The sequence below is a fragment of the Christiangramia lutea genome, assembly GCF_022489035.1.
In the GTDB taxonomy this organism is placed as follows: Bacteria; Bacteroidota; Bacteroidia; order Flavobacteriales; family Flavobacteriaceae; genus Christiangramia; species Christiangramia lutea.
Window position 1 is genome coordinate 58,109 of sequence record NZ_JAKVTV010000006.1, and the last position, 19,959, is coordinate 78,067.

Consider the following 19,959-nt stretch of genomic DNA (forward strand, 5'->3'; position numbering starts at 1 on the left):
ATGGAAGTACAGCAGTTTTATTACGATAATAAGATCGTAAAGAAATTTATCATCGCCACCATGTTTTGGGGCATTATAGGCATGAGCGTTGGGTTACTGCTCGCCTTTATGTTTATTTTTCCTAATATCACCGATGGTATCTCCTGGTTAAGCTTCGGAAGATTAAGGCCTCTGCATACGAATGCGGTGATCTTTGCATTTGTGGGAAATGCGCTTTACGCCGGGATTTATTATTCCACCCAGCGATTGCTGAAAGCTCGAATGTGGAGCGATGCCCTGAGTAATATTAATTTCTGGGGCTGGCAGCTTATAATCGTTGGCGCAGCGATCACCCTGCCTTTAGGTTATACCTCTTCTAAAGAATACGCTGAACTGGAATGGCCATTTGATATTGCCATCGCTTTAATCTGGGTAGCTTTTGGAGCAAACCTGATCGGAACCATGATTAAGAGACGGCAACGTCATCTCTACGTGGCGATCTGGTTTTACCTGGCTACTTTCGTTACCGTTGCCGTGCTTCATATTTTTAATAATATTGAAATTCCAGTTTCTGCCTTAAAGAGTTATTCATTCTATTCCGGAGTTCAGGATGCGCTTGTTCAGTGGTGGTATGGGCATAATGCGGTGGCTTTCTTCCTTACTACACCCTTTCTTGGACTGATGTATTATTTCGTGCCTAAGGCGGCGAACAGGCCTGTTTATTCTTACCGACTTTCGATCATCCATTTTTGGTCACTAATATTCATTTATATCTGGGCAGGGCCTCACCATTTACTTTACACTGCTTTACCAGACTGGGCCCAGAACCTGGGAGTAGCATTTTCTGTAATGTTATTATTCCCATCCTGGGGAGGGATGATCAACGGATTGTTAACCCTGCGTGGAGCCTGGGATAAGGTTAGAACAGACCCGGTTTTAAAATTTATGGTGGTTGCAATCACCGGTTATGGGATGGCTACTTTTGAAGGCCCGATGTTATCGCTTAAAAATGTGAATGCCATCGCTCACTTTAGTGACTGGATCATTGCCCATGTTCACGTTGGTGCTCTTGCCTGGAATGGTTTCTTAACCTTCGGAATGGTTTACTGGCTAGTACCAAGATTGTTTAAAACCAAATTATGGTCTATTAAATTGGCGAATACCCACTTCTGGATGGGAACCCTAGGAATTATCATCTATGCATTGCCAATGTACGTTGCCGGTTTTGTTCAGGCCTCTATGTGGAAACAATTCAATCCAGACGGAACCCTTACTTACGGGAATTTCCTTGAAACTGTAACCCAGATCATCCCGATGTACTGGATGAGAGCAATAGGAGGAAGTTTGTATATCCTTGGTGCTTTTGTCATGCTTTATAACATCGTAAAAACTGTTAGACAGGGAAGCGCAGTTGAGGATGAACTTGCTGAAGCTGCCGCTTTACAACCTGTAACCAAGAAAAGAACCGCTGGAGAAGCTTACCACAGCTGGTTGGAAAGAAGACCGGTAAAACTTACCATTTTCGCCACTATCGCGATACTTATTGGAGGGATGGTGCAAATCATTCCATCACTGATGGTAGATGAATATGTGCCGGTGATCTCCAGTGTAAAACCATATACACCTTTAGAACTCGAAGGTCGTGATATCTATATTAGAGAAGGTTGTGTATCCTGTCACTCGCAAATGGTGAGACCTTTTCGAAGCGAGGTAGAGCGATATGGTGAATATTCCAAAGCAGGAGAATACAGGTATGACTTCCCGTTCTTATGGGGAAGTAAACGAACCGGGCCGGACTTGCACCGTATAGGTCAGAAATATTCAGATAACTGGCACCTGAACCATATGTACGATCCACAAAGCACCTCTTCAGGTTCTATCATGCCGTCCTATAAATGGCTGGTTCAGGATGAACTCGATAAATCCAAAACCGAAGATAAGATGAGGGCAATGCAAACCCTTGGAGTTCCCTATACCGATGAGGAGATAGAAAGAGCCCAGCAGTGGATGTCTGAGCAAGGTACTCAGATAGAGCAGAACCTTTATTCAGATCCAGATTTCGCAACCAGCTATGAGGCCGATAAAAAGTTTGCCGAGGAGAACGGTGAAGAATTCACGGAAATGAGAGATAGAGAGATCGTGGCGCTTATTGCTTACCTGCAAAGACTGGGTACAGATATCAAGGCCGAAGATTTAAAACAAGTATCAACCAAATAAAAACCTGAGACCATGTTGAAATTCGTAAAAGGTCCCTTGGAAAGTATAGAGGGGGTAGAGATATACCCGATCATCTCCCTGCTTATATTCTTCATTTTTTTCACCGCCCTTTTCTGGTGGGTGTTTACTGCCAAGAAGGATTATATAAAAAAGGTAAGTGATCTTCCCCTGGATATGGAGGACAATAGCATAATTAACCAAAAAGAAAGCAGATCATGAAATGAGCCAGGAAAGGGTTTCAATGTTAATTGAAATTACTATTGGCACATTGCATCTGACCGATTACAAAAAAATATAAACAGATGAAAAGACTATTTTCAGCATTAAGAATATTAGGTCTACTGGTTTTAGCCATTGTTCTGGCCAATTCCATCCTGGAAACCGGTGAGCAATCAATTTTTGAAGCCTATCCTATTATCTGGTTGATCCTTGGGGTGATCCTGCTTATTGGTGTGGCCATTGAAGTTTCGGTAGCTGCATTGGAAAGAACACTTTATTTATCCCTGAAGCCAGATTCCCGGGCTAAATATGAAAACGCCATGGCCGTGAAAAAGCAACAGCGTTTTGCCTGGTTCAGGGAGGCCTATGATAAACTTCTGGACAAAAAACCAATCGAGAAAGAAGAAGAGATCATCCTGGATCACAATTATGATGGGATCAAAGAACTGGATAATAACCTTCCGCCATGGTGGTTGTACGGATTTTATGCTTCCATCATCTTCGCGGGAATCTATCTGGCCAGGTATCACATTTTTGACGGTGCTTCTCAAAAAGAAGAGTACCTGGTAGAAGTTGCTGAAGCCAAAGCAGCTGTGGAAGAGTATAAAAAGAATGCCAAAGGCCTGGTGGATGCGAATACAGTTGAACTTTTAACCGGTGAAAAAGATATTAATGCCGGAAAAGCAATTTTCAGTGGAAACTGCGCTGCCTGTCATAAGATCGATGGAGGTGGGGGAATTGGCCCGAACCTAACCGATTCTTACTGGATCCTGGGAGGAGGTATCAAAAATGTGTTCAATACGATCTCTGAGGGTGGCCGTGCCGGGAAAGGAATGGTTGCCTGGAAAACCGATCTGAAACCTGATGAAATCGCGCAGGTGGCCAGTTATGTATTGAGTTTACATAGCACAACACCTGCAGATCCCAAGGCGCCTGAAGGCGAACTTTGGGTAGACCCCGATGCAAGAGTAGATGAGGTTGAGGTGGAAATGACCGATTCAACTTCAGTAGAGATCAAAATGGATTACGAATAACTAAACGTCATCCTGAATTTATTTCAGGATCCCGGGTCCAAATGATAAAGAAGCTGAAAACAAGTTCAGCTTGACGGGAACACAAATTTTGTTGGGTAACCAAAAATTAAAAAAACAAGCTCAATTTTGGAAAAGCAGGAGCAAGAAAGATTCAGGGATAGTATAGGTACGGTTACTTCCGAAGGGAAACGTTCCTGGGTCTATCCCAAAAAACCTGATGGGATATTATATAAATATCGTAAATGGGTAAGCTACTTCCTGCTTATTTTCCTTTTCGTTTCTCCATTTATAAAACTGAACGGGAACCAGTTTCTAATGTTCAATGTATTGGAGAGAAGATTCAATATTTTCGGGGATATATTCTGGCCACAGGATTTTTACCTGTTCGTTTTAATGATGCTGATAGGAGTGGTCTTCGTGGTTTTATTCACCGTCGCCTTCGGAAGGATCTTTTGTGGATGGATCTGTCCGCAAACGATCTTTATGGAAATGGTTTTCAGAAGAATAGAATACTGGATTGAAGGTGACCGTGGTAAACAAATAAGACTGGATAAGCAGAACTGGAATGCCGAGAAGATCAGGAAAAAAGCGTCAAAATGGTTCATTTTCTTCATCATCTCCTTTTTGATCGCTAATGTTTTTCTTGCTTATCTAATTGGAAGCGACAGGTTGCTTTTATATATCCAGGAAGGTCCCCTTGCTCATATTAGCACCCTTATTTCATTGCTCATCTTTACCGGGGTGTTCTATTTTGTTTTTGCCTGGTTTCGGGAGCAGGTTTGTGTCATCGCCTGTCCCTACGGAAGGTTGCAAGGAGTGCTCCTAGATACGAAATCTATAGTTGTGGCCTATGATCATAAAAGAGGCGAAAAGGAAAAGGGGAGAGCGAAATTCAAAAAGAATGAGGATAGAGAAGCTAGCGGGAAAGGAGATTGTATAGATTGCTTGCAATGTGTGCAGGTTTGTCCAACCGGTATCGATATCAGGAATGGGACACAACTGGAATGTGTGAATTGCACCGCATGTATCGACGCCTGCAATAACATTATGGATGCTGTGGATCTTCCTCGAGGCTTAATTAGATATGCCAGCGAGGAGAATATTGAAAAGAGGAAGAAGTTCAAGTTCACTCCGCGAATCAAGGGTTACGCAGCGGTGTTATTTATCCTGGTTTCGGTTTTAACAGGAATGCTTTTTCTCAGAAGCGATGTGGAAGCAAATATTTTAAGACTTCCCGGGCAACTTTACGAACATAAGGAGAACAATATTATTAGTAATGTTTATACCTATAAGCTGATAAATAAGACTTCGAAGGATTATGAGAATGTTCAGTTTAAACTAATGTCCCATAAGGGGAGCATCAGGACAGTAAAGGGAAGTTCTATTCTCGTTCCCGCGAATGGACTGGCTGAAGGCACGCTTTTTATTGAAATAAACAAAGCCGCTCTGGAAACCGAAAAAGATAAATTGAAGATTGCTGTCTATGACGGTGAGAACCTTATAGAAACCACGGGGACGACTTTCTTAGGTCCGCGGAGTTATAATTAGAAGTGAGATATAAGTATTGAGATCTTAGAAAGGATTGTCAGCCTGAGCGCAATCGAAGGCTGAAAAAAGTGAAAGCCGAAAAAATAGAATTTTAAAAAAAATAAATTATGAAGATCAATTGGGGAACAGGTTTGGTAATTGGGATGGTCGCTTTCATCACCTTCATCATGTATTTTGTAGTGACCATGATGAGCAGTTCAGATTATGATCACGACCTGGTTGTGGAAGATTACTATAAAGAAGAATTGCACTATCAGCAGGACATAGATGCTGAAAAGAATGCTCTGGCCATGGATCAAAAGATTAACCTTAGGAGAGAAGGCTCCAAACTAATTCTTCAATTTCCCGGAGATATGGATCTGACTAAACTTGAAGGTAATGTGAATTTCTACCGGCCTTCAAATAAACTGCTGGATTTCAATATTCCGTTATCAGATATCAAAGGACAGGAACTGGAAGTTCCGGAAGCCACCTTGATACAGGGCAGGTGGAATATAAAAGTGTATTGGCAAAAAGAAGGAAAGGAATTTTTATTCAAGGAAGAAATCGTGTACTAAAATGTTCATATCGGCACTCATATTCGGATTACTTGGAAGCTTTCATTGTATTGGAATGTGCGGCCCCATTGCATTTTTACTACCCCTGGATAGGGAAAATAACCTGAGAAGATTACTTCAGATCTTCCTTTATCATTCCGGCCGGATCTTTTCCTATGCCGTGATCGGTTTAGCCTTCGGTATTGTGGGGAAAGGTTTGTCCTTATTCGGATTACAACAGCAGTTATCAATTATCATGGGAACTATAATGCTGTTACTGGTTCTAATTCCGAAGCGGAAACTGGGGAAATTAAATCCTGAAAATGCGGGTTTTAAATTCGTTTCTAATCTAAAAAATCATCTTGGAAAAGAACTTCAAAAGAAAAAGCCAGATACATTTTTCACAGTAGGCTTTTTAAATGGTTTTCTTCCCTGCGGACTGGTATATATGGCAGTTTTAGGCGCCATTGCCGGCGGGAGTGCTCTGGAAGGTTCTTTATATATGGTTCTTTTTGGTCTTGGAACCATCCCTTTAATGACTAGTGCGATCTGGCTTAGTAACATAATTTCGTTAAAAAGCCGCAAATATATTCGCAGGTTCATCCCGCTTTTTGTGGGTGTAATCGCGATCATGTTTATCCTGCGAGGCTTGGGATTGGGAATTCCCTATGTTTCTCCAAAACAACAAACTGAAAGGGTTTCTTCAGAATTTGAATGTCATCAACCATTACAAATCACAAAATCTTGAATTATGTTAGTATTAATCAACATCCCTTGGGTTAACTGGAGTTTGGGAACGGGTATCATATTGTTTTTCGGGATCGTTTGTTTGGCATTGATCCTTATTGTTAATCATATGATTAAAAACGGAGGAAGAAAGGATAATTAAAGAATACAGAAAATCCTGTATTATTTGTCTTTTATCCGAAGATGATTTGAATTTTAAAAATTACTTCGTAAATTTATTATGTTGTAATTTGGTAAAACGATAACACGAAGGCTAACTGAATATGCGTTTGTATATTGGTTAGCCTTTTTTGTTTTTGAGTTTTTTTTCTATGTATGAAAATTCTTTCCAAATTTTGTTAATATCGTATTGATAATTCAATCCTAAAAATCTATTCTAGAGCAAATTGTAATAACGATAATTCCTAAATTATCATTGTTTTAACAATTTAAAATATAAGATTTGGGGCATTTTAAATTTAAAATTCTGCTTTTCCTGGTGATTCTTTCAGGAAGCAGCAGTAGTTCTTATGGTCAAACCACGGTATCTGCTCAAAAAATACAGGCGATAGATGCCTTTCTCAAAGCTGAAGAGGTTCATATACAAAAAGATCAAGAAGAAAACCTTTGGATCACGACGCCGGTAAAGGTAACGAGGTATAATTCTGTAGAGGTTCAGGATTATAATAAATTCCGCGGCATGCCTACGGAAATAGGGAAAGATTACCAGGGAACCTATTCAGATTCAGAGAATAATATCTGGGTCTATGCTGAAAAGGGTCTCGCTATATTCCAGCCCGGGAAAGACAGTTTTGAATTCGTTAGCGATATCACGGGAAAGATTTATTCCATGCGTGAAGATTCAGGTAATCAACTCTGGATCGCTGCCGAAAACGGAGTTTTTAAACTAAATATAGACTCAGATAAGAAGGATTTTGGTATTTCAAGGTTCCTTTCTGAAAATACTATGGCAGTAGATATTGCCCTTTTCAATGATAAAATAATCTTTGCCGGTCCCAACGGTATTCTTAGTATAGACAGGCGTTCAGGTAAATTTAAGAAGGTAGATATGGGATATTTCCAGGATCTGCCAATTACCACGGTGGAAGCCGTAGGGGGTAACATCCTGGTCGGGACAAATGGTAAAGGTCTTTTCAAAATTGACTCCGACCTTAACAATTTTCAAAAAGTATATACTCTTCCTGCCCAATTCGGGAATAAGAAAATAACCGGGATGGAATTTTTGTATGATGAGGTTTTACTTTCAATAAAAGGTTCAGGAATAGCGAGACTGGATAAGAATCTTGCTTATATCCCTGTAAATAATAAATTCCCGGACGATATCTATAGTATTTATCTTGATGATAGCAATCTGCTGTGGATGGTTGCCAGAGAAGGATTGTTCCTGAGTAATTTTTCAGGATATGCGGTTAAGAAATTACAGAATGATCCTGCAAGATATTCAAGCCTGGCTAATGATTTTGTAACAGCGGTAGAAACGGACTCAAAGGGTTCAGTTTGGTTTGGAACTGCTGATGGGCTTAGCATTTGGGACACCAGGACCGATAGATGGCGACATATAAAAAACCTGAATTTCAAACGAAATTTTGAAGATCCAGATGAGATCACAGATCTGGTAGCCGCTGGTGATCATATGTGGATTGCTACTGCCAATGATGGTGTTTATAAGATCAATATCCATACACTTTTAAGAGCACATTATTCTACAGATGCTTTATATAAAACGAAGATTAAGGCTGCGAATACGGTTTTCACAGATGCTGGGGAAAATGTTTGGATAGGAGGAAACGATGGATTTTTAACCAGGATTTCTCCAAATAACCAGATAAAGAATTATCCCTTGATAGAGGTTCAGGCCATTGGCGAATTAGGTCCGAAAAAGATAATTATCGCGACAAGATCAAGGGTTCATTCGCTTGATCCTTATTCGGGCCGTATTACCGATCTTGAAAAACTCAATGCAAATAGCGAAATGGATTATTATGCCGTTAATGACCTGAAGATTACCCACTCCGGGATCGGCTTATTTGCGACAAAAGGAGCTGGTTTGATCAGCTATAATTTCAAAACAGAAGAAATTACTGTTCTAAATAAACAAAATGCCCTGCCCAGCAATAATATCAATGGGATCGAATTGGATGATAATAGTGGATATTGGCTCACTTCAGATAAAGGCCTTGTTTTTTACAATTCTGAAGATGAAAATGTAAAGCTTTATTCTGAATTACATGGATTGTCTTCAACCGAAATCAATACAGCTTTCGCTAAGCTGGAAAATGGAGCCATGGTTTTTGGAGGTAGTAAAGGGGTCAATATTTTTAAACCTAAAACTATGCTCGCGCAACAGGACTTTAAACCTAGACTTGAGTTGAGGTCCTTTACGGTGCCAAAAGAAAAGAATAATGGAAATGAAAATATTGATCTTGCGGTTAACAGGCAGGTAGAAATCGATGAGAATTCAGGTTTCAGGATAAATTTTGCCGGGATCTCCCATCTGGCTCCTGATTCTATACTGTATTCCTGGAAACTTACTGGTCTGGAAGAGGAATGGAGCAAACCAATACCAGTTAATCATGCAAACTATGCGAATCTGGCTCCTGGAAATTATACTTTTCTTGTGAAAGCAAAACTGGTAGATTCTGGTTGGACCCAGCCGGAATCTATTGATCTAAATGTTGCAGGATTAGGAAGTTCCGTTAGCAGCGTTTATTTGTTTATGGGAATCAGCGTACTGGCCATGGTCGCAATTTTTGTCGTGGTGTTCATAAAAAGATCCCGAAATGCCGATAAGGCAGCTAGAGAAGAGTTGCGCCAGAATCTGCAAAAAGAATTTAAACAACCGGTGGAAAGTGCCGTAAAATCCCTGAATAAGATCTCTGCAGAGGCGCTTAAGGGAGATCCGGAAGATCTTCAACGATACGCCGCGAGATTCGATGATCTATTCAACCAGATACTCAATTTTAATTACCAGGGTTCAGTTTATGAGATCTCAAAGATTAATCTTGAGGTACATATTCCGAAAGTGCTGGATGAGATAAAGCCGGTTTTCAAGAGCAGGGACCTGGAAGTAATCCTTAACAATCAGTGGGGAGGATCTGAATTTTACTATAACCTGGAGTTACTGGATAAGGTCATCTTCAGCATGATCTCAGGTAGTGCGGGCTACACCAATAATAAGGCTAAGATAATTCTTAACCTTATCGAAACCAATATAGGAGATCTTAAAATTCAGGTGACCGATAATGGAAGAGGTATACCCGAAAATGATCTTAAGGTTATTGAAAAGAAAAGATCTATCAATACTACCAAAAGGCTAAGGGATAAAAGTGGTCTTAGATATATTATCAAAGCCAAAGAGCTGATACTCGAGGCAGGTGGAAGCTTTTCTTATGAAACTGAATTAAATGAAGGCTCTACATTTACTGCTGTAGTAAAGAATCGAAAGGGAGATTACAGAAAAGTTCCGGAAAGAGCTGCCTCCATTCTTAAAAAAGAAAGTATTAGGCCAGTTACGGAAACAAAAGTTCTACCCGGTATCAAAAATCTAAGCGAGTGTAAAATCCTTATTATTGAAAATGAATTAGAGAGCAGGGAATTGCTGGTAAATGAAATTGGCAAATATTGTCAGGTATATCAGGCTGTTTCAGCTGAAGAAGGCCTGGATAAAGCAGGAATGATCTTTCCAGATATTATTATTTCAGCTGCAATGTTTCCAGATATGAACGCGGTTCAGCTTTCAAAAATGCTCAAAAGAAATACAGGCTTAAATCATATCAATATTTTTCTCCTTGCAGAACAGAACCAGGCCATTCATGACCTTCAATTAGAGGAGATTTCAATAGTTATAAAAAAACCGATTGATATGAATCTTCTGCTTGGTAAGCTTACCGAAGTATTGAACTGGCAAAAGGATCTGAGAAAAAGTTTCGTTCAATCGTATATAGATCATACCAAACCTGAATTTCGCAGTGAAAGGGATAAGAAGTTCATCCAGGATCTAACTGATAGGACTATTCAGAATATCAAAAATGAAAGTTTTTCTGTTCATGACCTAAGCTCGGCACTTGGAGTTAGCAGTAATACTTTATTCATGAAGCTCAAAAGTCTGGTAGACCTGTCTCCGCAGGATTTTATGGAGTTTACGAGATTGAACTACGCGAGGGATCTAATGGAGCATACAGATATGAATGTGATGGAAATTGCTTATAAATCTGGATTCTCAAGCCCGAGTATCTTTTATGAGTCTTATAAAAAATTTTATGGCTACAGTCTAACTGAAGCAGTAGATAAAGATTCAGAATAATTTTGCCCTAATAAAAATTAGCCTGTCGGGAACTATTCCTGACAGGCTAATTATACTAAGTTATATTTGGTTATCCTACTAAATGCAGCTCACTAAATTCTTTATCAATTATTATCGTATGTTCTTCGGCATTAAATTTAATCTTTTCTAAAGGCACTTCTTCATTCTCAAAGAAAACTCTTTTGATCTTGAAAGGAAGTCCGTGTAATTTCAATTTAAAAGTTGTATAGGTCGCAGAATACCTACCGCTCTTATGCTGCTGAAGAATGATTTCATCTTCCTTCCCGGTTAATTTGAATGTTCGCAAACTGTAGATGTTCTGACGGTATTCGTATCCGTCATGTGCATCTTCATAGAAATCTGAATTTTCTTTTCCCAGTTTATAATAAACATCGAGGTGTAACTGCTCAATCTCTAACTGGTCTACGTATTGTTGAACGGGATATTTTGGAATAACGGCACCTTCTTTAATAAAAATAGGGATAATGTCTAGTGGAGCATCTACCCACATTTCCTTACCGCCCTGTACAGGTTTATCATTCCAGTAGTTATACCATCGTCCGCGAGGAATATACATTCTTCGTCCCTGTACGTTTGGTTCCTGAACCGGGCAGACCAGGATCTTACTTCCAAAAATAAATTCGTCGGACCTGTAATGAGTCTGAACGTCTGCCTGGTCGAAATAAACCAGTGGCTTTAAGATTGGAATACCTTCCTGAACATATTTATAAAAGGTAGTATACAAATAGGGCAGCAACTGATATCTTAACTCTACAAACTTTCGGGAAATATCCAGCACTTCCTCCCCAAAGAACCATGGTTCCTGTTCACCGTGATCTCCGGAAGAATGTACTCTACAGAAAGGATGGAAGATACCAAGTTGAAGCCATCGTGTATAGAGCTCTCCTGAAGGTTGCTCTGCGAAACCACCAATATCAGATCCTGAAAAGCTCATTCCGCTCATGCATAACCTTTGAATCTGTATGTTTGCCAGCCACAAGTGTTCCCAGGTAGCCACATTATCGCCAGTCCAGGTAGAAGTATATCTCTGTCCACCGGAATAATTTGCCCTGGTAATAATGAATGGTCTTTTGGGGAAATTGAACTTCTTAACACCTTCATAGGTAGATCTCGCCATTTGCATTCCGTAAATATTATGAGCTTTACGATGGCTACATCGGTGGCCATCATAATCGTGGCGTACGTCTAATGGGAATGTCTTTCCAGGAACTTCCATCACGGCAGGTTCATTCATATCGTTCCAGATACCCTTCACTCCTATTTCGCCAATTATTTCTCGATAAAGTCCACTCCACCATTCTCTCACTTCGGGGTTGGTAAAATCTGGGAAGTAGCATTCTCCCGGCCAAACTTTTCCTCTCATATAAGGCCCGTCTGCTCTCCGGCAGAAATAATCCTTTTCCAGAGCTTCCTTGAAAATATTATAGCTAAGATCGATCTTGATTCCAGGGTCTATGATCGCTACGGTTTTAAATCCAATTTCCTCAAGTTCAGACACCATTCTTTTAGGATCTGGGAAATATTCTTTATTCCAGGTGAAACATCTAAAACCATCCATATAATCTATGTCCAGGTAGATTGCGTCACAAGGGAAATTCAACTCCCTGAACTTGGAGGTGATCTCTTTAACTTTGCTTTCAGGATAATAACTCCATTTACACTGATGGAAACCTAAAGCCCACATTGGAGGTAACTCTGGTTTTCCAGTAAGATCGGTATAAGTTGTAAGCACGTCACTCATCTCAGGCCCGTAAATGAAATAGTAATTCATTTCACCTCCATCTGCCCAAAAACTTGTCACATTCCTGCGCTCATGGCAAAAGTCAAAATGTGTTTTAAAGGTATTATCAAAAAAGATTCCGTAAGACATACTGCTATGCAAACCCATATAAAACGGAACTGCCTTGTATAGTTCGGCAGTGTCCTTGCCATATGCATACTGATCTGTATTCCAAAGACTGAGTCTTTTACCTTTCAAATTGAAGTTAGTAGGTTTGTCTCCAAGACCAAAGAAGTTTTCCTGATCTCTGGATGATTTACTCATTTTTACGAAGTTTCCTCCAAACTCGAAGCTTTCCTCCCAGTGAAAGCCTAATTCATCTTCCAGAATAGGTTTACCTTCTAAATTGTACATTCCAACACGAATATCATCCCTGGCTACTTTACAAATAATTTTTGCTGTAGTGATTTCAATATGCGTATCGGTTTCATGAATTTCCAGTTGATTGAACCCGTGTGGATGGTTTTCATCCACAGCATAAGAAAAATCATGTTCGAAAATACCTGTTGTTGTATATCGAAGTCTAAGCATATTGTCCCTAAGAACCTGGATTAGTAACCTAACTCCGTTTTTTGTTATAAAACTTATGGTATCCTGATCGTGTTCAAATGATATTAATGCGGTGGGATATAGATTCCCTTTGTGTTCTAGTTCTGTATTGGTAATCATAGCCTTGCAATCTTTTTTGGTAAATACAAAAGAAATCTATTCTTCTTAATTTTTATTTAGTTGTTCATAAAATTTCAAAAACAACTGTTGCCAAAGGTGGAATATTGATTTTTGCTGAATAATCCCTGTCGTGAAAAGAAGTTTCCTCGATTTTTAAAGGTTTGTTTTGTGAACCTGAACCCCAGTATTTCTTGTTGTCTGAATTGAAAACTTCCTTTAGTTTTCCTTTTGATGGCAGCCCTATGCTATAGTCCTTGAGAACCGTAGGCGTAAAATTGCAGACTACAACGAGGCTGTCTTCTGGCTTTTTACCTTTTCTTAAATAGCATAAAACAGAGTTCTGACTATCATCGTAAGAGATCCATTCAAATCCTTCAGCAGAGAATTGTTTTTCGTGTAATGCCGGTCTGGATTTATATAGTTTGTTTAAATCTATCAGAAGCTTTTTGATTCCCTTATGAGGCTCGTATTCCAGTAAATGCCAGTCAAGGCTTGTATTATAATTCCACTCGTCATATTGTCCTATTTCAGCCCCCATGAACAGAAGTTTTGCTCCTGGGTGGGTGAACATATAGGAATATAATAGCCTTAAATTGGCAAATCTCTGCCATTCATCGCCGGGCATTCTTCCCAGCAAAGAATTTTTTCCGTAAACCACCTCATCATGACTCAGGGGAAGTGCAAAATTTTCAGTGAAGGCATAGGTCATGCTAAAGCTGATATCATTATGGTGATATTGCCTGTAAATAGGGTCTTTCTTAAAAAACTCCAGGGTGTCGTGCATCCAGCCCATCATCCATTTCATTCCAAATCCTAGTCCGCCCAGGTCTACCGGTTTGGAAACCATGGGGAAGGAAGTGGATTCCTCGGCGATCGTTTGAACTCCTTCAAAACTCTTATAAACTTCAGTATTAAGGTCCCTTATAAAACTGATGGCATCCAAATTCTCTCTTCCGCCATGTTCATTTGGTTCCCATTCTCCGTCCTCACGTGAATAATCTAAGTAAAGCATTGAAGCAACGGCATCAACCCTAAGGCCGTCTACGTGATATTTATCCAGCCAGAATACTGCATTGCTAATCAAAAAAGAACGCACTTCGTTTCGACCATAATTAAAAATCAGACTTTTCCAATCTGGGTGATAGCCTTTCCTGGGATCGGGATGTTCATATAGATGAGAGCCGTCAAACATACCCAGACCGTGCTTGTCTTCCGGGAAATGTGAAGGAACCCAATCCAGGATGACTCCAATTCCTGCCTTATGAAAAGCATCCATTAATTCCATAAATTCTTGTGGAGTTCCGAATCGGGAGGTAGGGGCAAAGTACCCGGTTAATTGATAACCCCAGGACGGATCGTATGGGTATTCCATAATTGGCATGAACTCTACATGGGTGAATCCCATTTCCTTGACGTATGAAACTAATTCCTTGGCCATTTCGGTATAGGTGAGAGAGCGGTGTTCATCCATATTCTTTCTCCATGATCCCAGGTGCATTTCATAAATTGAATATGGTTTATCTAAAGAATTAATTTCTGTTCTTTTTGAAAGGAATTTTTTGTCTTTCCATTTATAATCCAGATCCCATACAATGGAAGCTGTATTTGGCGGATGTTCACACCTAAGCGCATATGGATCTGCCTTTTCGAGCCTCATATCGTTATTATGGGAGTGGATCTTGTATTTATATTTCGCGCCTTTTTCCACACCGGGAATAAAGCCTTCCCAAATACCACTTTCATCCCAACGAACGTTTAAAGGATGCTCGCCTTCTAACCAGTAATTAAAATCTCCAATTACCGAAACCGATTTGGCTGAAGGTGCCCAAACGGCGAAATAAACCCCTTTTTCTCCATTAACTTCCGTTATGTGAGCGCCGAATTTTTCATAGAGCCGATAGTGTTTTCCGGCTCTGAATAGGGATATATCAAAATCTGAAAATAAAGAGTGTACCTGAACTTCTTTTTTCATAGTTGGTTTTTAGTTTTTCTTATTCTTTAAAATGCTGGCTATTCCTCTTAACGGGATGATGGTCCAGCGAGGCCTTGAATTCAGCTCGTAGCCCAACTCATAAACGGCTTTTTCCAGCAGGCAATAATCCAATAAAAATTCGATTTCCTGTTTATAACCTATGTTGAGATTTTCATTCTGCACTTTATGAACATAGGTTTCCATAAAGACCCCTATCATATATTTATAGAGTACTTCCCCGGCCTTACAAATATCTTCGTGGGAAGTCGTAAAGCTTCCATCATTATTGAAAATAGTGGAATAAATAGCGTAATGAAAAGATCTGAACATGCCCGCAACATCTTTTAATGGAGGTTGTTTCACCTTCCTGTCCTGAATGGTGCTTTCCGGTTCCCCTTCGAAGTCGAGCAGGTAAAAATCATCATGATTTACCAGCACCTGGCCCAGATGATAATCGCCGTGGATCCTAATCCTTTCACTTTTCATTTTGGTCCAGTTGAAATTGAGGAAGTGTTCCCTTATCTCTTTTTTATTATCCAGGAATTCTTTGGCCAGTTTCAGTGCCTCACCTTCCAGTTTATGCATATTGTTTTCGATGGTGTTAAGCCTGTTCTGGAACATATAGATAAGCCTGTTCTTTAACCATACTGCATAATCGCCATTGTATTTTTGAGGAGTGAAAGCCGTATCCTGCATGTCACTACCCAAGGCTATATGCATTTCGGCGGTTCTTAAGGCCAGTTTTGAGGTCTTCAGGAAAATATTTAAACCGGCAAAATCAATGATCTCTGGCGGAATAGTATTAATTGGCTGTCTCTGATACAATGAAATGTCTGGCAGTTTGTTAACATTAATATTCTTTTGATCGAGATTTGAGTAAACCGATTTTAATTCTTTAAGCATATATTTCCAGGCGTCACCTTCATTCTCGAGCAATTCCTGCATGAGGGAAAGGGTGATGGTATCACCGCTGTCAAGCGCCAGGTTGATACTACCCACATAAGCCGGTGTATTTTTAAAATTGCTTTTCTCGCTGAGGAATCTGCTAATCTCATAATCTGGATTTTTACTGGTATAGATCCTCCTGAAGAACTTCATCACGAATTCGTCATTATAAATAATGGACGTGTTGCTCTGTTCACCTCCCATAAATTTAGACGATTTGTATTTTGAAGGTTTAATGGTTTCAGATCGATGAAAAATTACTTTATCGTCTTCCTGGTCTGAAGAATAGGCCATGATCTTATCAAAAACCAGATGGCGAAAATCCTCTATATGAATAGCGTCTATTAAATAACCCTGAACTCCCTGGAAGGTAACGGGCGCGATCACGGTATTTGTTTTAAGTTTTTCCTTCGACTCTGGGATAAAACTCAGCGGAATAAAATAATCCTGGAAAAAAGCCTCGCTAAAATTAATTTCTATTAGTACACCGTAATAGGTGTGTTTTTCTGATTTCAGTTTGCCATGGTCTACTACCTCAATATATTTCAGTGTACTCGATTTTCCCGCGTACCAACGTTTTTTCAGGATATAATCCTCTAGAATTTCAGTGCTGAAAGTCTTTATGAATTCCTGGTCTTCAAATGCCTCTTCCCAGGTACATTTGAATTGAAAATCTGAAGTATTAAAGTCGGGTTCGTCCTTCTTTGACATACTGTTAATTTTTATGGATTCTGAATAAATGAAATGGCATTTCCGGGTGCAGCTCTATAAAGCACCATTCCTGATCCCAGTTATATGAATTACCCGTGATCAGGTCTTCCACGGTTATGGATTGCCCAAAATCAAGTTGCAATTCATGTCTTGGCACTTTTACCGAAGCTTGTTTTGAGTTGTGCGGATCCAGGCTCACCACCATCAGGGTATGGTTCTCCCTGTTCTGGTCGAATTTATAATAAGCCATCATGCCTTCATCATGGATCTCGCAGAACTGTATATTATTGGTTTGCTGAAGCGAAGGATTGGTTTTTCTTGCTTCATTTATCCTGGTGATCACCCGCATTAACTTATTTTCGGCTTTCCAGTCCCAGTGTCTTATCTGGTATTTTTCTGAATCGTGATATTCTTCTTTTCCGGGCACTGCCTCTGAAACCATAAATTCGAATACTGGTCCGTAAATACCTGTATTGGAACTCAAGGTTGCCGCAAGGAAATATCTTATCATGTGCATGGATTCATTAGCTCCTTGTAGGTGAAATGGGTTAATATCTGGTGTATTTGGCCAGAAATTAGGCCTGAAATATTCTTTGCGATCTGTTTTTGTGAGTTCGTTCACATATTCAGTAAGCTCATGTTTATTGGTGCGCCACGTGAAATAAGTATAAGATTGGGTAAAACCTTGTTTTGCGAGCTGCTCCATGATCTTGGGCCTGGTAAAAGCTTCCGAAAGGAAAAGTGTGTCAGGATATTTTTTCTTCACCTCTGCGATCAACCATCCCCAGAAATAAAAAGGCTTGGTATGCGGATTATCTACCCTGAAAATATTAATTCCTGCTTCCTCGATCCAGTAAATTACCAGGTCACGGAACTCGTTCCACATTTTTTTCCATTCTTCAGATTCGAAATAGATAGGCAGAATGTCCTGGTATTTTTTAGGTGGATTTTCAGCATATTGAATACTTCCGTCTGGGCGCCATTTGAACCACTTTGGATGTTCTTTTACATAAGGATGGTCTGGGGCAGCCTGCAAGGCAAAATCCATAGCAACCTCAATTCCCAGGTCATTTGCCTTTCTAACCAATTCTTTAAAATCATCCAAACTCCCCAATTGAGGGTGGATATCCCTGTGCCCTCCTTTTTCCGAACCTATTCCCCAGGGAGAACCTACATCATCTGGAGCAGCATCTGTGGCATTGTTCTTTCCCTTTCTGTTTACTTCTCCTATTGGGTGAACCGGAGGAAAATAAAGTACATCAAAGCCCATTTCAGCAATCCTTGGCAGGATCTGTTCACAAGCTTTAAAGTTTCCGTGCTTATTTTCTTCAGAAGAGGATGATCTTGGAAAGAATTCATACCAGGTACTGAATCTGGCTTTTTTCCGGTCTACGTAAACAGGGATCTTTTGAGATTCAAATGGAACTGCTTTAATTGGGTGATTCAGAAATATGTTTTTCAAATCAGGATCCAGGCAAATATTAACTGCCTCTTCATATTTTTCCTCATCTTTAAAGCTATTAAGAGCTTTTTTTACAATTTCAGCTTCTGTTTTATTGCATTTCTTGAGAATTGGTTTTAGTAATTCGGCTCCCTCCAGCAATTCAGATTTTACATGTTGCCCATCTTCGATCTTTTTTATGATCCCATGATGCCAGTTAAGACCGTGATCTTCCCAGCCTTGCAAATAATATTGGTAGTCACCCTGTTTTTCAACACTGAAAAAACCATTCCAGCTGTCATTCGCTGTTGGGTGCATTCTGGCTTCTTTCCAATTCTTTTCCTTTTTATGTTTATAAAAAACAGAGGCCTGAATTATATCATGGCCATCTCCGAAAATATCTGCATTAACCTCTACGATCTCGTCTACCACTCTTTTTACAGGATAATCTCCGCCGTTAATAACAGGTTTAATATTTTCAATTACAATTCTGCTTTTTTCCTGCATAAGCATTCTATTTTTTTAGGTTCTTGAATTACCAGAATCTTAAATTTAATAAACTGAATTCGAAATTCGATCATATTCATGAACTTGTTTAATTTTTTGACAATTAATTAAGGTTTAGGTGTTTATATGATTAGTATAAGCTGATAAATCTTGGTGTTTTCATTAAAAATTAGGAATTTAGATTAAGCCCTGAGAATTTTTGATTTGAAAACAACCAAAAATCATACATATGAAAATAAGCAAATTAAGTTCGTTATTTCTCCGGGTCTTCCTTTTAAGTTCTGTCTTTTCACTGGCTGTTGCATGTCAGGATAACAAGAAAAAGGACACCGATGAGAAAAGTGAAACTGCAACTGAAGAAAAAAAGGTAAAAGAGGAATCACCTTTAGATTTGGTTACCATAGTTACGAACGCAATGGAATTTAAAACCAAAGAAGATTGGACCTCTGGGTGGAAAACAGTTAGATACAGGAACAACTCTAACGAGACACATTTTATTCTTTTTGATAAATATCCGGAAGGTAAAACCATAGAAGATGCCGAAAAAGAGGTTGGTCCTGCGTTCCAGGAAGGTATGGATTTAATTGCCGCAGGAGAAATGGAAAAGGCAAACGAGGCTTTTGGGAAACTACCGGAATGGTTTCAGCAGGTTGAGTTTACAGGAGGAGTAGGTTTAATCTCTCCCAAAAGCACAGCTCAGTCAACTTTTTATCTTGAACCAGGAACTTACGTGATCGAATGTTATGTGAAAATGGCCAACGGAGTATTTCATAATACCCAAGGCATGGCCATGCAAATTAACGTTTCTGAAGCAGATAGTTCTGCGGTAGATATTCAGGAAGATTATAATATTTCTATATCTGCTAATGAAGGGATTACTTTTAACGAAAGATTCTCGCCAGGAGAAAAGGTCTTTAAAGTGAATTTTGGAGAACAGAAAGTTCATGAAAATTTTGTAATGCACGACGTACACCTTGTTCGTACTGAAGATGGAGCAGATATGTCTAAGCTGAATAGCTGGTTAAACTGGGCAGATCCAAACGGATTTAAGACTCCTGCACCGGAAGGATTTAAATTTCTGGGAGGGATGCAGGAAATGAAAGAGGGCGGAACAGGTTATTTTACAGCTGAGCTAAGACCGGGTAATTATGTGCTGGTTTCAGAAATACCAGATCCTGAAAGTAAAGGTATGCTCAAAACTTTTACCGTAAAATAGATTAAAGATCCCGCCAAATGAGGGAATTTTTTACAGATTAAGGGCAATTTAGCTTGGTCTATTCCGTCAAATCTTAAGATAATTATTAAAACTAAACGAATTATAAAGCTCTGA

Annotated in this window: 13 protein-coding genes; 9 read left to right on the forward strand and 4 right to left on the reverse strand. The window is 39.5% G+C overall.

All coding sequences use genetic code 11. The annotated features are described in order from the left end of the window. The 8 genes from ccoN (at position 1) to ML462_RS14960 (ending at position 10,583) form a co-directional block, all read left to right on the forward strand. On the forward strand, positions 1 to 2,196 hold the full coding sequence (ccoN, locus tag ML462_RS14925; protein ID WP_240714633.1) for a cytochrome-c oxidase, cbb3-type subunit I: 2,196 nt from the start codon (positions 1 to 3) through the stop codon (positions 2,194 to 2,196). Between the two features lie 12 nt (positions 2,197 to 2,208). Then, the gene (locus ML462_RS14930; RefSeq protein ID WP_240714634.1) at positions 2,209 to 2,415 is read left to right on the forward strand and encodes a CcoQ/FixQ family Cbb3-type cytochrome c oxidase assembly chaperone; all 207 of its coding nucleotides are present in this window, start codon (positions 2,209 to 2,211) and stop codon (positions 2,413 to 2,415) included. Positions 2,416 to 2,498: 83 nt separating this feature from the next. Further along, entirely contained in the window at positions 2,499 to 3,449 is a 951-nt protein-coding gene (locus ML462_RS14935) for a cbb3-type cytochrome c oxidase N-terminal domain-containing protein (RefSeq protein ID WP_240714635.1), read from the forward strand. Positions 3,450 to 3,575: 126 nt separating this feature from the next. After that, positions 3,576 to 4,997 (forward strand): cytochrome c oxidase accessory protein CcoG, encoded by a 1,422-nt coding sequence (gene ccoG, locus ML462_RS14940; protein ID WP_240714636.1) that lies wholly within the window; start codon positions 3,576 to 3,578, stop codon positions 4,995 to 4,997. A gap of 107 nt (positions 4,998 to 5,104) precedes the next feature. After that, a complete protein-coding gene (locus ML462_RS14945) occupies positions 5,105 to 5,554 on the forward strand; it encodes a FixH family protein (RefSeq protein ID WP_240714637.1) in 450 nt (149 codons plus the stop codon). Between the two features lies 1 nt (position 5,555). Continuing rightward, positions 5,556 to 6,281 carry a sulfite exporter TauE/SafE family protein gene (locus ML462_RS14950; RefSeq protein ID WP_240714638.1) on the forward strand — a complete coding sequence of 242 codons (726 nt, stop codon included), beginning with the start codon at positions 5,556 to 5,558 and terminating at the stop codon, positions 6,279 to 6,281. Between the two features lie 3 nt (positions 6,282 to 6,284). Next, positions 6,285 to 6,422 carry a hypothetical protein gene (locus ML462_RS14955; protein WP_240714639.1) on the forward strand — a complete coding sequence of 46 codons (138 nt, stop codon included), beginning with the start codon at positions 6,285 to 6,287 and terminating at the stop codon, positions 6,420 to 6,422. Between the two features lie 300 nt (positions 6,423 to 6,722). Then, the gene (locus tag ML462_RS14960) at positions 6,723 to 10,583 is read left to right on the forward strand and encodes a hybrid sensor histidine kinase/response regulator transcription factor (RefSeq protein WP_240714640.1); all 3,861 of its coding nucleotides are present in this window, start codon (positions 6,723 to 6,725) and stop codon (positions 10,581 to 10,583) included. 70 nt (positions 10,584 to 10,653) lie between these two features. Here ML462_RS14960 and ML462_RS14965 read toward each other — a convergent pair whose 3' ends face one another. From ML462_RS14965 to ML462_RS14980, 4 genes are all read right to left on the reverse strand, one after another. After that, positions 10,654 to 13,053, reverse strand: coding sequence for a glycoside hydrolase family 31 protein (locus ML462_RS14965; protein ID WP_240714641.1), 2,400 nt, complete (start codon positions 13,051 to 13,053; stop codon positions 10,654 to 10,656). A gap of 64 nt (positions 13,054 to 13,117) precedes the next feature. Continuing rightward, on the reverse strand, positions 13,118 to 15,025 hold the full coding sequence (glgB, locus tag ML462_RS14970) for a 1,4-alpha-glucan branching protein GlgB (RefSeq protein ID WP_240714642.1): 1,908 nt from the start codon (positions 15,023 to 15,025) through the stop codon (positions 13,118 to 13,120). A 9-nt stretch (positions 15,026 to 15,034) separates the two neighbouring features. Continuing rightward, positions 15,035 to 16,681: a maltokinase N-terminal cap-like domain-containing protein gene (locus ML462_RS14975; protein WP_240714643.1), complete on the reverse strand. Its 1,647-nt coding sequence runs from the start codon at positions 16,679 to 16,681 to the stop codon at positions 15,035 to 15,037. Positions 16,682 to 16,685: 4 nt separating this feature from the next. Continuing rightward, on the reverse strand, positions 16,686 to 18,629 hold the full coding sequence (locus tag ML462_RS14980) for an alpha-1,4-glucan--maltose-1-phosphate maltosyltransferase (protein ID WP_240714644.1): 1,944 nt from the start codon (positions 18,627 to 18,629) through the stop codon (positions 16,686 to 16,688). Between the two features lie 229 nt (positions 18,630 to 18,858). On the opposite strand from ML462_RS14980, the gene ML462_RS14985 reads away from it, so the two are divergent. Beyond that, positions 18,859 to 19,845 carry a hypothetical protein gene (locus ML462_RS14985; RefSeq protein WP_240714645.1) on the forward strand — a complete coding sequence of 329 codons (987 nt, stop codon included), beginning with the start codon at positions 18,859 to 18,861 and terminating at the stop codon, positions 19,843 to 19,845. Positions 19,846 to 19,959: the final 114 nt, after the last annotated feature.

Excerpts from the sequence above, each read along its gene's own strand:
- ccoN (WP_240714633.1), top strand. The coding sequence starts at position 1 with ATGGAAGTACAGCAGTTTTATTACGATAATAAGATCGTAAAGAAATTT.
- ML462_RS14975 (WP_240714643.1), bottom strand. The coding sequence starts at position 16,681 with ATGTCAAAGAAGGACGAACCCGACTTTAATACTTCAGATTTTCAATTC.
- glgB (WP_240714642.1), bottom strand. The coding sequence starts at position 15,025 with ATGAAAAAAGAAGTTCAGGTACACTCTTTATTTTCAGATTTTGATATA.
- ML462_RS14945 (WP_240714637.1), top strand. The coding sequence starts at position 5,105 with ATGAAGATCAATTGGGGAACAGGTTTGGTAATTGGGATGGTCGCTTTC.
- ML462_RS14955 (WP_240714639.1), top strand. The coding sequence starts at position 6,285 with ATGTTAGTATTAATCAACATCCCTTGGGTTAACTGGAGTTTGGGAACG.
- ML462_RS14965 (WP_240714641.1), bottom strand. The coding sequence starts at position 13,053 with ATGATTACCAATACAGAACTAGAACACAAAGGGAATCTATATCCCACC.
- ML462_RS14950 (WP_240714638.1), top strand. The coding sequence starts at position 5,556 with ATGTTCATATCGGCACTCATATTCGGATTACTTGGAAGCTTTCATTGT.
- ML462_RS14985 (WP_240714645.1), top strand. The coding sequence starts at position 18,859 with ATGAAAATAAGCAAATTAAGTTCGTTATTTCTCCGGGTCTTCCTTTTA.
- ML462_RS14935 (WP_240714635.1), top strand. The coding sequence starts at position 2,499 with ATGAAAAGACTATTTTCAGCATTAAGAATATTAGGTCTACTGGTTTTA.
- ML462_RS14980 (WP_240714644.1), bottom strand. The coding sequence starts at position 18,629 with ATGCAGGAAAAAAGCAGAATTGTAATTGAAAATATTAAACCTGTTATT.
- ML462_RS14930 (WP_240714634.1), top strand. The coding sequence starts at position 2,209 with ATGTTGAAATTCGTAAAAGGTCCCTTGGAAAGTATAGAGGGGGTAGAG.